The organism is Mycobacterium sp. P4_H6 (assembly GCF_056400845.1).
In genome coordinates, this window is sequence record NZ_JBFUKN010000126.1 from 1 (window position 1) to 13,824 (window position 13,824).

The 13,824-nt window shown below is 66.8% G+C and carries 17 protein-coding genes; 12 read left to right on the forward strand and 5 right to left on the reverse strand.

Annotated elements, in window-relative coordinates:
- From AC1DTF_RS30290 to AC1DTF_RS30320, 7 genes are all read left to right on the forward strand, one after another.
- Positions 1-1,338 (forward strand): thiolase family protein (locus AC1DTF_RS30290; protein ID WP_477476728.1); only part of this gene is annotated, 1,338 nt, incomplete at its 5' end.
- A gap of 71 nt (positions 1,339-1,409) precedes the next feature.
- The gene (locus AC1DTF_RS30295; protein ID WP_477476729.1) at positions 1,410-2,285 is read left to right on the forward strand and encodes an alpha/beta hydrolase; all 876 of its coding nucleotides are present in this window, start codon (positions 1,410-1,412) and stop codon (positions 2,283-2,285) included.
- Positions 2,285-3,103, forward strand: coding sequence for an NAD(P)-dependent oxidoreductase (locus tag AC1DTF_RS30300; protein ID WP_477476730.1), 819 nt, complete (start codon positions 2,285-2,287; stop codon positions 3,101-3,103). Before AC1DTF_RS30295 ends, AC1DTF_RS30300 begins: the two co-directional genes overlap by 1 nt.
- 11 nt (positions 3,104-3,114) lie before the next feature.
- Positions 3,115-3,903, forward strand: coding sequence for an NAD(P)-dependent oxidoreductase (locus tag AC1DTF_RS30305; protein WP_477476731.1), 789 nt, complete (start codon positions 3,115-3,117; stop codon positions 3,901-3,903).
- Positions 3,904-4,020: 117 nt separating this feature from the next.
- The gene (locus AC1DTF_RS30310; protein ID WP_477476732.1) at positions 4,021-5,223 is read left to right on the forward strand and encodes a cytochrome P450; all 1,203 of its coding nucleotides are present in this window, start codon (positions 4,021-4,023) and stop codon (positions 5,221-5,223) included.
- Positions 5,220-5,414: a ferredoxin gene (locus AC1DTF_RS30315; protein ID WP_477476733.1), complete on the forward strand. Its 195-nt coding sequence runs from the start codon at positions 5,220-5,222 to the stop codon at positions 5,412-5,414. The genes AC1DTF_RS30310 and AC1DTF_RS30315 overlap by 4 nt, the downstream gene beginning before the upstream one ends.
- A 4-nt stretch (positions 5,415-5,418) precedes the next feature.
- Complete coding sequence (locus tag AC1DTF_RS30320) at positions 5,419-6,186, forward strand: alpha/beta fold hydrolase (RefSeq protein WP_477476734.1); 768 nt, start codon at positions 5,419-5,421, stop codon at positions 6,184-6,186.
- 70 nt (positions 6,187-6,256) lie between these two features.
- Here AC1DTF_RS30320 and AC1DTF_RS30325 read toward each other — a convergent pair whose 3' ends face one another.
- The 4 genes from AC1DTF_RS30325 to AC1DTF_RS30340 form a co-directional block, all read right to left on the reverse strand.
- Positions 6,257-7,135: a type IV toxin-antitoxin system AbiEi family antitoxin domain-containing protein gene (locus AC1DTF_RS30325; protein ID WP_057169422.1), complete on the reverse strand. Its 879-nt coding sequence runs from the start codon at positions 7,133-7,135 to the stop codon at positions 6,257-6,259.
- 135 nt (positions 7,136-7,270) lie between these two features.
- On the reverse strand, positions 7,271-7,555 hold the full coding sequence (locus tag AC1DTF_RS30330) for a DUF1330 domain-containing protein (RefSeq protein WP_477476735.1): 285 nt from the start codon (positions 7,553-7,555) through the stop codon (positions 7,271-7,273).
- A gap of 37 nt (positions 7,556-7,592) precedes the next feature.
- Positions 7,593-7,781: a ferredoxin gene (locus AC1DTF_RS30335; RefSeq protein ID WP_057169420.1), complete on the reverse strand. Its 189-nt coding sequence runs from the start codon at positions 7,779-7,781 to the stop codon at positions 7,593-7,595.
- The gene (locus AC1DTF_RS30340) at positions 7,778-9,055 is read right to left on the reverse strand and encodes a cytochrome P450 (RefSeq protein WP_477476736.1); all 1,278 of its coding nucleotides are present in this window, start codon (positions 9,053-9,055) and stop codon (positions 7,778-7,780) included. The genes AC1DTF_RS30335 and AC1DTF_RS30340 overlap by 4 nt, the downstream gene beginning before the upstream one ends.
- A gap of 240 nt (positions 9,056-9,295) precedes the next feature.
- On the opposite strand from AC1DTF_RS30340, the gene AC1DTF_RS30345 reads away from it, so the two are divergent.
- Positions 9,296-10,081: an emopamil-binding protein gene (locus AC1DTF_RS30345; protein WP_057169418.1), complete on the forward strand. Its 786-nt coding sequence runs from the start codon at positions 9,296-9,298 to the stop codon at positions 10,079-10,081.
- Here the strand turns inward: AC1DTF_RS30345 and AC1DTF_RS30350 are convergent, their stop codons facing one another.
- Positions 10,082-10,255: a hypothetical protein gene (locus AC1DTF_RS30350; RefSeq protein ID WP_200962237.1), complete on the reverse strand. Its 174-nt coding sequence runs from the start codon at positions 10,253-10,255 to the stop codon at positions 10,082-10,084. It lies immediately after the preceding gene.
- 68 nt (positions 10,256-10,323) lie between these two features.
- Here AC1DTF_RS30350 and AC1DTF_RS30355 point away from each other — a divergent pair, with 68 nt between their 5' ends.
- The 4 genes from AC1DTF_RS30355 to AC1DTF_RS30370 all read left to right on the forward strand — a co-directional run.
- Positions 10,324-10,980 (forward strand): TetR/AcrR family transcriptional regulator, encoded by a 657-nt coding sequence (locus tag AC1DTF_RS30355; protein ID WP_477476737.1) that lies wholly within the window; start codon positions 10,324-10,326, stop codon positions 10,978-10,980.
- The gene (locus tag AC1DTF_RS30360) at positions 10,980-12,281 is read left to right on the forward strand and encodes an acyl-CoA dehydrogenase family protein (protein ID WP_477476739.1); all 1,302 of its coding nucleotides are present in this window, start codon (positions 10,980-10,982) and stop codon (positions 12,279-12,281) included. Before AC1DTF_RS30355 ends, AC1DTF_RS30360 begins: the two co-directional genes overlap by 1 nt.
- 38 nt (positions 12,282-12,319) lie before the next feature.
- Positions 12,320-13,303 (forward strand): phosphotransferase family protein, encoded by a 984-nt coding sequence (locus AC1DTF_RS30365; RefSeq protein WP_477476740.1) that lies wholly within the window; start codon positions 12,320-12,322, stop codon positions 13,301-13,303.
- Positions 13,300-13,824, forward strand: a 525-nt coding sequence (locus AC1DTF_RS30370) for an alcohol dehydrogenase catalytic domain-containing protein (protein WP_477476738.1), incomplete at its 3' end; no start/stop codon positions are given. The genes AC1DTF_RS30365 and AC1DTF_RS30370, both read left to right, overlap by 4 nt.

Here is a 13,824-nt window from a genome sequence, read left to right on the forward strand (position 1 = left end):
GCCGAGGACCTGGAGATCGGCCAGCCCGTCGAGGTGGCCTTCCAGCACGTAGACGATGTCTGGCTGCCGGTGTTCACACCGGCCGCAGATCCCGACGCCCCGACCGCGCTGCCCGATGACCTCATTCCCCCAACGGATTTCGCCAAGCATGTCCGGCCGATGCTGACAAGCGAGAAGTTCGAGGACAAGGCGGCCATCACCGGCATCGGCGCTTCCCGACTGGGGCGGCGGCTGATGGCGGCGCCGCTGTCACTGACCATCGAGGCGTGCGAGGCAGCGGTCGCCGACGCCGGTCTGACCTTCGACGACATCGACGGCCTGTCCACGTATCCGGGCCTGGACATCGCGGGGATGGGCGAAGGCGGTGTCAGCGCGCTCGAGGGTGCGCTCGGTCTGCGGCCGACCTGGATCAACGGTGGCATGGACACGTTCGGCCCCGGCGGATCGGTCATCGCCGCGATGATGGCCGTCGCCACCGGGATGGCGCGTCACGTGCTGTGCTTCCGCACGTTGTGGGAGGCCACCTTCCAGCAGTTGATGAAGGAGGGCAAGATGTCCCCGCCGGGCGGCGCCCGCGCCAGCGGCTGGCAACAACCCTTCGGCGGTATCTCGGCGGCGCACACGCTGGCGCAGAACGCCTCCCGGCACTTCCACCGGTACGGCACCACCCGCGAGACGCTCGGCTGGATCGCGCTGAATCAGCGCGCCAACGCCGCGCTCAACCCGACGGCCATCTACCGCGACCCGATGACGATGGACGACTATCTGTCCGCGCGCATGATCACCACCCCGTTCGGGCTGTACGACTGCGATGTGCCATGCGACGGTGCCGTTGCCGTCATCGTCTCTGCCGTCGACGTCGCGCGCGACCTGCCCCAGAAACCGATCCGGGTCGAGGCCGTCGGCACCCAGATCATCGAGCGCCTGGACTGGGATCAGACCACGCTGACCCATGAGCCGCAGGTACTCGGCCAGTCCGCGCATCTGTGGTCGCGAACATCGTTGCGGCCCAGCGATGTCGACGTCGCCGAACTGTACGACGGGTTCAGCTTCAACTGCCTGTCCTGGTTGGAGGCGCTCGGCTTCTGCGGTATCGGTGAGGCCAAGGACTTCCTGGACGGTGGCCATGCCATCGCCCGCGACGGCGTCATCCCGCTGAACACGCACGGCGGCCAACTCTCCCACGGCCGTACGCACGGGATGGGCCTCATCCATGAGGCGGTCACCCAGCTGCGCGGTGACGCCGGAGACCGGCAGGTCGCCGGTGCGAAGGTGGCGGTGGCCAGTAGCGGCGGCCTGACCCCCAGTGGTGTGTTGCTGCTGCGGACCGATGACTAGTTGCGAAGGCGAGCGGGAGTGACGATCGCAGCGAGGTACGAGCGAGGACCGAAGCGAGCGGGAGCCGAGCAATGATTCAGCCACGGCCCCGGGTGGTGATGGTCGGCGCCGTACCGATGTCCGCCCTGGTCGCCGCCGTCCCGCAGCCGCGTGCGGTGATCGTCGCCATCCACGGCGGCGCGACGTCGTCGGCGTACTTCGACTGCCCGGGCCGGCCCGACCTTTCGCTGATAAGGACCGCGGCGGCACAGGGTTTCACCGTGATGGCGCTGGACCGGCCGGGCTACGGCGCCTCGTCGCTGTATCAGGACACCATGGCCGAGCCGGCCGCCCGGGTGGCGCTCGCCTCCGGTGCGGTGGACAAGATCCTGGCCGACGGTCCGCGCGGCGCGGGCGTCTTCGTCTTCGCGCATTCACTGGGATGTGAGCTGGCACTGCGGATGACTGTCGCCGATGCCGGCGTACTCGGAGTCGAACTCGCCGGGACCGGTCTGCATTACCGTCCCGAAGCCAAGGAGATCCTGAGCCAGGCGACGTTGACCCGCCGACCGGTGGGGCTACGGGAACTGTTGTGGGAACCCGCCGAACTGTATCCGGGCGAGGTGCTGACCGGCGCGCTGTCCGCGCCGGGCGTCGCCTACGAGGGCCCGGTGACCGCCAGCTGGTCGCGCCGGGACTTTCCGGAGTTGGCCGCCGCGGTGCGGGTGCCCGTCCAGTACAGCGCGGCCGACCACGAACGCGTCTGGGACACCTCGGCATCGGCGCTGACCGAAATCGCAGGCCTGTTCGGTGCTGCGCCGCGGGTGGCGGTCAACGAGATGCCGGACAGTGGACACAATCTCAGCGTCGGACTGTCGGCGCAGACCTACCACCTTCGGGTGTTGTCATTTGTCGAAGAATGTATCGCCGCCGGTGCCGGTGGCGCGAGAGAAGCGGAGGCTGGTTGATGCGTGTCGGATTCATCGGACTGGGTAGTCAGGGTGGGCCAATGGCCCGCCGCATCGTCGAAGGCGGCTTCGAACTGACACTGTGGGCTCGTCGCGCCACATCGCTGGAGCCCTACGCGGACACTGCGGCGAAAACGGCCGGCACCCCCGCCGAACTGGGCGTCGCAAGCGATCTGGTGTGCCTGTGCGTCGTCGGCGACGACGATGTTCGCGAGGTGATCTCCGGCGAGAACGGTGTGCTGGCCGGGCTGGCGCCCGGCGGCATCATCGCCATCCACAGCACCGTGCACCCCGACACCTGCTCCGAGATCGCGGAACTGGCCGCCGCCAAGGGCGTTTCGGTGATCGACGCGCCGGTCAGCGGTGGCGGCCCCGCCGTCGAGGCCGGCACTCTGCTGGTGATGATCGGCGGCGAGGAAGCCGACGTGGAAAAGGTACGTCCGGTGATCGCCACCTACGCCGATCCCATCGTGCATCTGGGCCCGCTGGGCAGCGGGCAGGTCGCCAAGATCCTGAACAATCTGTTGTTCACCGCCAACCTAGGCGCGGCGATGAGCGCGCTGGCGCTCGGCGAGTCCCTGGGGGTGCCGCGAGAACGCCTGTGCGAGGTGGTCACCCGCGGGTCGGCCACCAGCAAGGCGCTGAGCAGCATCGCCGCCTTCGGCGGCAGCCTGGACAATCTCGCCCCGATCGCCGGTGCGTTGCTGCAGAAGGATTGCCGGCACGCCGCGACGCTCGCGGACAAGGCATCGGCCCCCGAGGGCGCGGTGTTCGACGCCGCCGACGCCGCGCTGCAGCTCATGGACCACCCGCGCTGATGGGCGCGTGCGTGCGCGTCGGATTCATCGGCGCGGGCCGGATGGGCTCCCCGATGGTCCGCCGGCTCGCCGAGGCGGGCCACGAGGTGCGCGCGCTCGGTCGCACCGAGGACAAACGCCGGGCCATCGCCGAACTCGGCGCCACCCCGGTCGCCGATATCGCCGCGGTCATCGAGCGCGCCGAGGCGGTGGTGATCTGCCTGTTCACCGACGAGCAGGTACGCGCGGTCGCCGACCCCGCGCTGCTGGCGGCGGTGCCGGCCGGTGCCGTATTGATCGTGCACACCACCGGCAGCCCCCGCACCGTCGAGCACCTGCGGGACCTGGCACCGCACATCGACGTCGTCGATGCCCCGGTCAGCGGCGGCCCGCACGATATCGCCGCCGGTCAGGTCACCCTGTTCGTCGGCGGAACCGATGATGCGGTGCAGCGGGCGCAGCCGGTGCTGGCCGCCTACGGCAGCCCGGTTCTGCACGTCGGGGCGCTCGGTACGGGCCAGAAGGTCAAGCTGATCAACAACACCCTGTTCGCCGCTCAGATCGGTCTGCTGACCGAAGCGGCCCAGCTGGCGGGCCACCTCGGGGTGGACGAAACCGCACTGCTGGCGGCGCTGCCGCACGGCAGCGGTGCCAGCCGGGCGCTGGACAATGTGGCGCGTGCCGGCTCGACCGCCGCCTTCGTCTCCGCCGTCGGCGAATTCATCGGCAAGGACGTCGCGGTGATCAGGCAGACGGTCGCCGAACTCGGCACCGATCTGGGCGCGCTGAACGCCGTCGTCGACGCTGGACTGGGGCGTTGAGTGCGCCCGAAATTGACTGTTTCACAAACTTCCCGACAAGACTACTGTTAGCGTTACAGTTTCACAGCCTTCCGTAACGCTTCGGGTGACAGTGCCACCCTGGAGGAGGACCTCAGAATGACCACCGCGGAACTCGTGTTCGACCCGTTCTCTGACGAGTACTTCAACAACCCCTTCGAGATCTATCGGCGGATGCGCACCGAAGCGCCGCTCTACTACTGTCCCGACCGGGATTTCTATGCCCTGACCCGGCACGAGGACGTCTCCGCCGCGCTCAAGGACCATGAGGCGTTCTCCTCATCGCGTGGTTGCGATCTGGCGATGGTGCAGGCCGACGAACCGCCGCAGAAATCGATCATCTTCATGGACCCGCCCGATCACCGGCACATGCGGTCCCTGCTCAACAAGGCTTTCACGCCGCGGGCCGTGCAGGCCCAGAGGGACACCATCGTCGAGCAGATCGACCATTACCTGAGTCTGATCAGCTCCGATGATTTCGACATCGTGCAGGACTTCTCCGGCCCGTTCCCGGTCGAGGTGATCACCCGGATGGCCGGTGTCGAACCGGACTACCGCCAGATGGTGCGGCACTGGATCGACACCAGCCTGTCGCGCGAGCCCGGTCAGATCGGCACCTCCGAGGCCGGCATGCAGGCCAACATGGACACCGCGATCTACTACTACTCGCTGGTGCAGAAGCGTCGGGAGAACCCGACCGATGACATGATCAGCCGGCTCATCGCCGCCGAGATCCCGCGGGAGGACGGCCGACTCGACAAGCTCGACGACATCGAGATCACCGGTTTCGCGACCCTGCTCGGCGGGGCCGGCGCAGAGACCGTGACCAAGCTGATCGGCACCGCGATGGTGCTGTTCGCGCGTAACCCCGAGCAGTGGCAGAAGCTGCTGGACAACCGGGATCTGGTGCCCGCGGCGGTGGAGGAACTGCTGCGCTTCGAGGGACCCGTGCAGTACAACGTGCGCTACACGCTCAAGGAAGCGCGGGTGCCCAGCGGCGTGATCCCGGCGGGCAAGGCGGTCTTCCTGCTCAGCGCCGCGGCCAACCGGGACACCGACGCGTTCACCGATGCCGACAAGTTCGACATCGAACGCGACCGCACCGAGGCGCAGAACCTGGGACTCGGCTACGGCATCCACAGCTGCCTGGGTGCGGCGCTGGCGCGGATGGAGAGCGTCATCGCCCTGGAAAGGCTGCTCGATTTCATGCCTCACTACGAGGTGAAATGGGATGGGCTGCAGCGGGTCCACATGCAGAACGTGGCCGGGTACTCGCACGTGCCGGTGCGGCGGCTGCAATGAGCAGAATAGAAGTTGATTTCGGGCTGTGCGAGAGYAACGGCGTCTGCATGGGCATCATCCCGGAGGTGTTCGACCTCGACGATGACGACTACCTGCACGTGCTCACCGAGGAAGTCACCCCCGACAACGAGGCGCAGGTGCGCGAATCCGTGCGACAGTGCCCCCGGCAGGCGATCTCCATCGTAGAGTAGCCGGATGCGGTTCCTGTTCGTACACGGCGGTTTTCATGCTGCGTGGTGCTGGGACCGGACCATCGAGGCGTTGAGCCGGATCGGTTACGCAGGAGTCGCTGTCGATCTGCCGGGACATGGCGTCCTGGTCGATCAGGAATCCACACTGACCAACCGCCGTGATGCGATCCTGTCGGCGCTGCAGCCCGGGGATATCCTGGTCGGCCATTCCGGTGGCGGGTTCGACATCACCCTGGCCGCCGATGCCGCGCCTGATCTGGTGCGCCACATGGTCTATCTGGCAGCCGCGCTACCCCGCGAGGGGCGCACCTACCCCGAGGCCATGGCGATGCGCGATGACGAGCAGGAACTCGGCGACGGTTTCGACGCCGATGTCGGAGAGATGTTGAGCTACCTCAGCTTCGACGAGGACGGCGCGATGACGTTCGCCGACTTCGACGGCGCGCGCAAGTACTTCTACCACGACTGCGATGAGCAGACCGCGCGCTGGGCGTTCAACCGGCTCGGCCCGGAGCGCTTCGGCGACACCACGGTGACGCCGGTGTCGGTCCCACAGTTCTGGGCGGCCGACCTGCCGCGCAGTTTCATCGTCTGCGAACAGGATCGGTCGATGCCGCGCTGGCTCGCCGATACCGTCGCCCGCCGCCTCGGCGTGCAGCAGCTGGCGATCGACAGTTCGCACTCACCGTTTCTGAGCCGCCCCTGCGAGCTCGCCGAACTGCTGGTGCACGCGACCACCACCAAGCCGGTCGGCCCGCTCGTCCCGCACTGACACCCCGTCCCTGCGCGAGCAGACGCAAAAGGTCGTGAAACTGCCTCATTTCGCGACCTTTTGTGACTGCTCAGCCAGCCAGGTCGGCCCGCTCGAACATCGTCCACATCCGCGCGACCAGATCCAGCGGGTGCCGACGCACATCGTCGACCACCAGCGGCACGGAAGTCCATCCGACTTCCTGCAGCGACGCAACTTTCATACGGTCGTGTTTCAGCGCTTCGGGCGTGGCATGCCATTCCATGCTTTCGTACTCAGCCACCACCCCGAAATCGGGCCACGCAAAGTCCACCCGCCACAGTCTGCCGCGGCAGTCGACGATCTCGAACTGCAATTCCGGCAGCGGTAATCCCCCGTCGATGAAGACCAAGCGGGCTTCGCTCTCCATCGGTGATTCCGCGCGGGCATCGGCGTGTACCAACAAGTTCCGCACCTTGACGATGCCCCGTCTTCCTTTCTGCTCTGCCACGGCCGACTCCAGTTCGGCCGGCGTGCAAAACCCGCTCCGCAGCGCAGCATCGAGTACGGCAAGAGCACGTGACCGTCGCACGGTACGGGCCAGCTCAACCGCGGTCCAGGCTGGCGCGGTGGCAAGACGGTCGTCAACGACTCGAAGCGGCGCACCCAACCGTTGGTGCACCATCACGTCCGCAGTCGGTCGGATCCGGACGCCTGGGTCGAGGATGTGTAGCAGGCCGTCCTGGTCAATGTCGAATCCGTAGAGCGCGGCGGCGGTATTCATACACGCGACCGTGCGCTCGCCGGTTCGCAGATCCATCGCCGCCAACCGGGTGGAGTGATCGGGTGCCGCGGCTGCATAGATGCCGTGTTGCACTCGAATAAGCTCGCCGTTGCGGATCAGCGTCCGCAACTGGCCACGAGAGATCAGCGTGAGCAGTTGTTGACTGCTTGCRACTCCACTATCCGAGAAGGCGTCCCGCCACGACATACCGTGGATGGTTGCTCAGAATGCACCCGCTGCACAGCGCCGGACCGTCAAGCCTGGGGATAACTTCATGAGCAGACGCAAATGGCCCCAAAAGTGTCAACTTTTAAGGCCATTTGTGTCTGCTCGCGCGGAAAATCAGAAGCCGGCGATGATCACTCCGTTGCACTCGGCCGCGGCCTGGCGCAGTTTCGCGGCCTCCTGGTAGGCGTCGGAGTAGTACCACTCCTTGGCCGCCTCGACCGATTCGAATTCCAGCAGCACGGTCTGGGTGCCGTGCCACTCCCCCTCCAGCGACTCGACCGCGGGGCTGAAGGCGAGCACCTTCGCGGTGCTCATCGTCTGGCTGGCGAGCTTGCCGTACTCGGCCATCCCCGCCGGGTCCTTGATGTCCTCGGTGATGATCACATAACCCTTGGCCACAGTTTGGAATCTCCTTGTCGGTGAAGCGGATTGAAATTCAGATCTCGTGGATCGCGTTCTCGGGACAACACTGGATGGCCTCCTGCACGGCGGCCTCGTGTTCGGCCGGAACCTCACCGGGAGCAGCCACCGCCCATCCGTCATCGGACAGGTCGAACACCTCGGGGCACAGTGTCAGGCACATCCCGTGGCCGGCGCATCGGTCCTCATCGACGCCGACCTTCATTTGACGTCGAACTCCAGGTGCAGATGGGTCAGACCCCGCAGGATGAACGTCGGGATGTAGTTGTAGTCGCGATTGCCCGCCGGACCGTGCTTCTCCGCGGAGATGCGGATGTCGCTGGTGCGGTCGAGCAGCCGCTCCAGGCCCACCCGGGTCTCGGCGCGGGCCAGCGGTGCACCCGGGCAGCTGTGGATGCCGCGACCGAAGGCCAGGTGCTGGCGGGCATTCTTGCGCGCCGGGTCGAACTCGTCGGGATCCTCGAAGCGGCGCGGATCGCGATTGGCCCCGGCGTTGACCACCATGACGGTGGTGCCCGAGGGAAGTTCCTTCTCCCCCACGGTGACCGGGGTGCGCGACAGCCGGAAGTCACCCTTGACCGGGCTTTCGTGGCGCAGCGCTTCCTCGATGAAGTTGGATATCAGACTGCGATCCTCGCGCACCTGCTTCTGGATGTCGGGACGGTCACCGAGCACCTTCAGTGCGGTGCCCAGCAGTCGGACCGTGGTCTCCTGGCCCGCGGAGAAGACGTTGGTGGCGACGCGGGCGACGTCGCCGGGGGTCGGCGTGCTGCCGTCGGGGAACAGCGCGGTGGCCATCCCGGTCATGATGTCCTCGCGCGGGTTGACCCGCCGATCCTCGATATAGGCCTCGAACTGCGCATAGAGGAACTCCAGCGGGCTGTGTGACAGCGATTCACTGCTGGTGCTGCCGACGCCCCCACCGGAGTTCTGCGAGATGCCGTCGACGAAGGCGTTGCGGTCCTCGGGCGGAATGCCCAGCAGGTCGGCGATGACGAGCAGCGTGAACGGGCTGGCGAAGCCCTTGATGAACTCACCCTCACCGGGCGCCAGGAACTCGTCGAGCACCCCGTCGGCGAGCTGCCACATCGCGTCCTCGTTCTCCTTGAGGCGCTTCGGGGTGATCAGCCGCATCATCAGGGATCGATGGTTGGTGTGCACCGGTGGATCCAGCGTCGGCAACTGATCGCTGAACGGCAGCTCGTCGCGGTGCTTTTCGATCAGCTCGGCGACGTCGTCGCGGCCCTCCAGCGGCACCGGAAAGCCGGGGAACGGACCGGTCACCGAGGTGCAGGACGAGAAGGTCTCCGCGTCGTTGTAGACCGATACCGCCTCTTCCCAACCGGTCACCATGGTCACGCCGTAGATGTCCTCGGGCTGGACCGGGCACTTGTCACGCAACGCGTTGAAGTACGGGTAGGGGTCGGCGACCAGCCGCGGGTCCTTGAACCAGTCGATGCCGGCGGGATCGATCGCCATATGCGTTACTCCGTTCCTGGCAGGCAGTACCCGTCACCATGAGAATGTGGCTCTCATCTATGAGTATTACATTTCCATAGCGCCGCTTCGTCGTCAACGAGGGCAAACGCCTAATCGACCCGCTCAACCCATGGCGGGAGAGAACGAGATTCTCGAAATGTTGAGCGTTCGCTCAACACCTTCGCACCGGAGGCCTATCCTCCGCTGAGACGAAGGATTCGGCAAGGACGGGATCGCGAGATGACATCGGACGTCGAACTGCACGCCACGGCAGGCAGCGAGCCGAACCTGGCCCGTCCGTGGGCGCCGCACCGCCGCAAGGCCTATCTTGCGCTCACCGCCATCACCGGCATCGCATTCACCACCGCGGTGGTGGGCGTCGGCACCGGACTGCTGCCGCCCACCTTCACCGTCGACGTGATCGCCAACCTGGCGTTCGGTCTGCCGGTGATCGTGCTGCCGCTGGTGTATTTCTGGACCGGACGCGGGGAGCAACGGTCGCGGCTGGAGCGGGCCTCCGAGCTGACGATGATCTACCTGCCCTACACGGCGGGCAGCCAACTCGGCTACGAGACCATCTTTCTCATCGGCCATCCGATGAACTGGTGGTCTCCGACCACCGACCCGGGCTGGAAGTGGCTGTGGTGGCAGTACGGGCTCGCCGACACCCGGTACACGAGTGGCAACGCCTGGATCTTCGGCCTGGAACTCGTCGGCGTCATCACCGGCACCATGCTCTTCATCGTCTGGATCCGCCTGATGCGCACCGATCTTCCGGTCGAGTCGCGAATCAAGAGTCTGTGGCTGGCCTTCACCGGCTGCGCCATGCTGATCAGCAGCACCGGCGTGTACTTCCTGGCCGAGGTGCGGGCCGGATTCGGTGATATCGGCCAGGGCGCGTTCGGGCTCTGGTTCAAGTTCATCGCCGAGAACGTGCCGTTCATGATCCTGCCGTTCTTCGCCCTCATCGCGATGCACCGCCAGATCGATTACCTCACACGGCGGGCCGGCCCGCGGCCGCTGTAGTCAGTGCCGACCGCGGCGCCACGCCGCACCGATCACGCAGGCTCCGACGGAGCCGGCGAACACGCCCAGGATGAGATGGCGCGCGCCGCCCGCTGCGCCGAATGCCCACAGTTGTAAGCCACCGGCAACCAGCGCCAGCACCCCGAAGGCCAGCCCCGCCACCCTCAACGCCATCCCACCAGTCTGCCAGCTCGCTTAGTTAGACACTGGTCAGCTGCGGCTCGACGCGGTACGGTGCGTCAATGCCCGACAGTTCGCGCGGCGCGGAAGCTGACCGCGGTCAGCGCAGGGCGACGTTTCAACGGTCCAACTCGCGCGAGACCAAGCGCATGCTGGTCCAGGCCGCGATGGCGCTGTGGCGCACCAACGGCTACGCCGGCACCACGGTGGCTCAGATCTGCGCCGCCGCCGGAGTCTCGAAGGCGTTGTTCTACTTCTACTTCCCCCGCAAGGAGGATGTGCTCTTCGAGGTCGGCGTGATGTCCACCCGGTCCGCGCAACGCACCGTCGCCGCCCTGCTCGACGGCGACTACGAGGTGCAGTCGGTCATCGCGGCGGCGCTGACCGACCTGGAGCGCTCGATGGCGCGCAATCCCCGGGAACTGGTCATCGAGACCATCCTGGAGGGGTATCGCCACGAGCACCGGATCCTGGACACCGCCGAGGCCCCGGATCTGGACGGCGGCATGTTCACCGCACTGTTCGACCGCGCGCTCGCCGACGGGAAGCTGCCCGAGGGCACCGACACCGGCCATCTGGCCTACCTGGCCATGATGCTGGTCAGTGAGGGCGCCCGGCATTGGGCCGCAGGCTCGTTCGGCGACCGTTCGTTCGCCGACGTCGTCGGCACCGATATCGCCACCCTGATCGCAGGCACCACCAGTCAAAGGAGACCATGATGGCATGGGATTTCGAAACCGACCCGGAGTTCCAGGAACTCCTCGATTGGGCGGACCGCTTCGTCCGCGATGAAGTCGAACCGCTCGATCTCATCTGGCCACATCTGCAGTTCACCCCGCTCAACGACGCCCGCCGCGCGGTGGTGGACCCGCTCAAGGAGCAGGTTCGCCGGAAAGGGTTGTGGGCCACCCATCTCGGACCCGATCTCGCCGGTCAGGGCTACGGTCAGCTGAAACTGGCACTGCTCAACGAGATCCTCGGCCGCTCGCAATGGGCGCCGATCGTGTTCGGCTGCCAGGCCCCCGACACCGGTAACGCCGAGATCATCGCCCACTACGGCACGCCCGACCAGAAGGACCGCTACCTGCGGCCGCTACTGGAAGGCGAGGTGTTCTCCTGCTACTCGATGACCGAGCCGCAGGGCGGCGCCGATCCCACCCAGTTCAAGACCGCCGCGGTGCGCGACGGAGATGACTGGGTGATCAATGGCCACAAGTTCTTCTCGTCCAACGCCTCGACCGCGTCGTTCCTGATCGTGATGGTGGTGACGAACCCGGATGTCAGCCCCTACCAGGGCATGTCGATGTTCCTGGTGCCCACCGACACACCCGGTGTCACGATCGTGCGCAACTCGGGTCTGTACGGGGAGGCCGACGGCGAAGGTTCTCACGCACTGATCCACTACGACAACGTCCGGGTACCGGATTCCGCGTTGCTCGGCGGGGAGGGCCAGGCGTTCGTCATCGCCCAGACCCGTCTCGGCGGCGGCCGCATCCACCACGCGATGCGCACCATCGGGCTGGCGCAGAAGGCGCTGGACATGATGTGCGAGCGGGTGCTGTCGCGGCACACCGCCGGCAGCCTGCTCGCCGACAAACAGGCCGTGCAGGGCTACATCGCCGACTCCTACGCCCAGCTCAAACAGTTCCGGCTGATGGTGCTGTTCACCGCATGGGAGATCGACAAGTACAACGACTACAAGAAGGTCCGCAAGGACATCGCCGCGGTCAAGGTGGTCATGCCCACCGTGTTGCACGACATCGCCTGGCGGGCAATGCAGATACACGGCGCGCTCGGCGTCACCAACGAGATGCCGTTCCTCGGGATGGTCACCGGGGCCGCGGTGATGGGCCTGGCCGACGGTCCCACCGAGGTGCACAAGACCACCGTCGCCAAGCAGGTACTGCGCGACTACACCGGCACCGACGGACTGTGGCCCACCGAATGGATACCCGGTAAACGGGACGCCGCGCGGGCCCGGTTCGCCGAACATCTGGAAGCCGAGGTGGGCAACCTGTGAACGCTGCGGCCATCGATGTTGCCCGCCTTGCCGATTGGATGGATGACGCCGGGCTGCCCGGCAAGGGAGCCCCGCTGGACGCGCGCTTCCTGTCCGGCGGCACGCAGAACGTCATCTATGAGCTGACCCGCGGCGACGAGCGGTGCGTCATCCGGATGCCACCGCCCGGCGCGCCCGCGGACCGTGACAAGGGCATCCTGCGCGAGTGGCGCATCATCGAGGCACTCGACGGGACCGACGTGCCGCACACCAAGGCCGTCGGCGTCTGCGACGACCCGAGCGTGCTCGGCCGGCCGTTCTATCTGATGGGCTTCGTCGACGGCTGGTCCCCGATGGACCAGCACGCCCGCTGGCCCGAGCCGTTCGACAGCGATCTCAGCATCCGACCGGAACTGAGTTATCAACTGGCCGAGGGCATCGCGCTGCTCTCCAAAGTGGATTGGAAGGCCAAGGGACTGCAGGACCTGGGCCGGCCCGACGGCTTCCACGAACGCCAGGTCGCCCGCTGGATCGGCTTCCTGGAGCGCATCAAACAACGCGACCTGCCGGGGCTCGACGTCGCCACGGCGTGGCTGCAGGCGCGTAAGCCGCTCGACTTCATCCCCGGCCTGATGCACGGCGACTACCAGTTCGCCAACGTCATGTACCGCCACGGCGCACCCGCCCAGCTGGCCGCGATCGTCGACTGGGAAATGGGCACCGTCGGCGACCCCAAGCTCGACCTCGGCTGGATGGTGCAGAGTTGGCCGGCCGACGAGCACGACACCGCCGCGATGGGCTACGTCGACATGCGCGGCGCACCGACCCGCGATCAGGTGGTGGCACGCTACGCCGAGGTGTCCGGCCGTCAGGTCGACGACCTGGACTACTACCTGGTGCTGGCCAAGTGGAAGCTGGCCATCGTGCTGGAACAGGGTTTCCAGCGCGCGGGCGATGACGAGAAGCTGCTGGCCTTCGGTCCGGTCGTCACCGATCTGATGCGCTCGGCCGCCGAACTCGCCGAATCCAGCGATTACCGGTGAGGGCCGCGATCTGCCCGGCATATGGGCCGCCGGAGGTGGTGCGGGTCGAGGAGTCACCGTCCCCCCAGCTCGCCGACGGTGAGGTGCGGGTGCAGGTCGCCTCGGCGGCGGTGAACTTCCCCGATGTGCTGCTGATCGCCGGCACCTATCAGGTCAAGGTGCCACCGCCGTTCGTACCGGGCAGCGAGTTCGCCGGTGTCATCACCGAAATATCGGGCCATACCGGCGATTTCGCGGTCGGCGACCGGGTCACCGGAACCGGCATGGTCGGCGCCTTCGCCGAACAGGTCTGCCTCGGGACCGGTGGCTTGGCGCCGATCCCCGACGGTATCGACGACCACACCGCCGCGGCCTCTGGAGTGGCGTTCCGCACCGCGTATCACGCACTGCGTTCGACGGCGCGGGTCACCGCCGGTGACGACATCGTAATTCTCGGGGCCGGTGGGGGCGTCGGGCTGGCCGCGGTGGCGCTGGCCACCGCGCTCGGCGCTCGCGTCATCGCGGTGGCGTCGTCCCCCGAG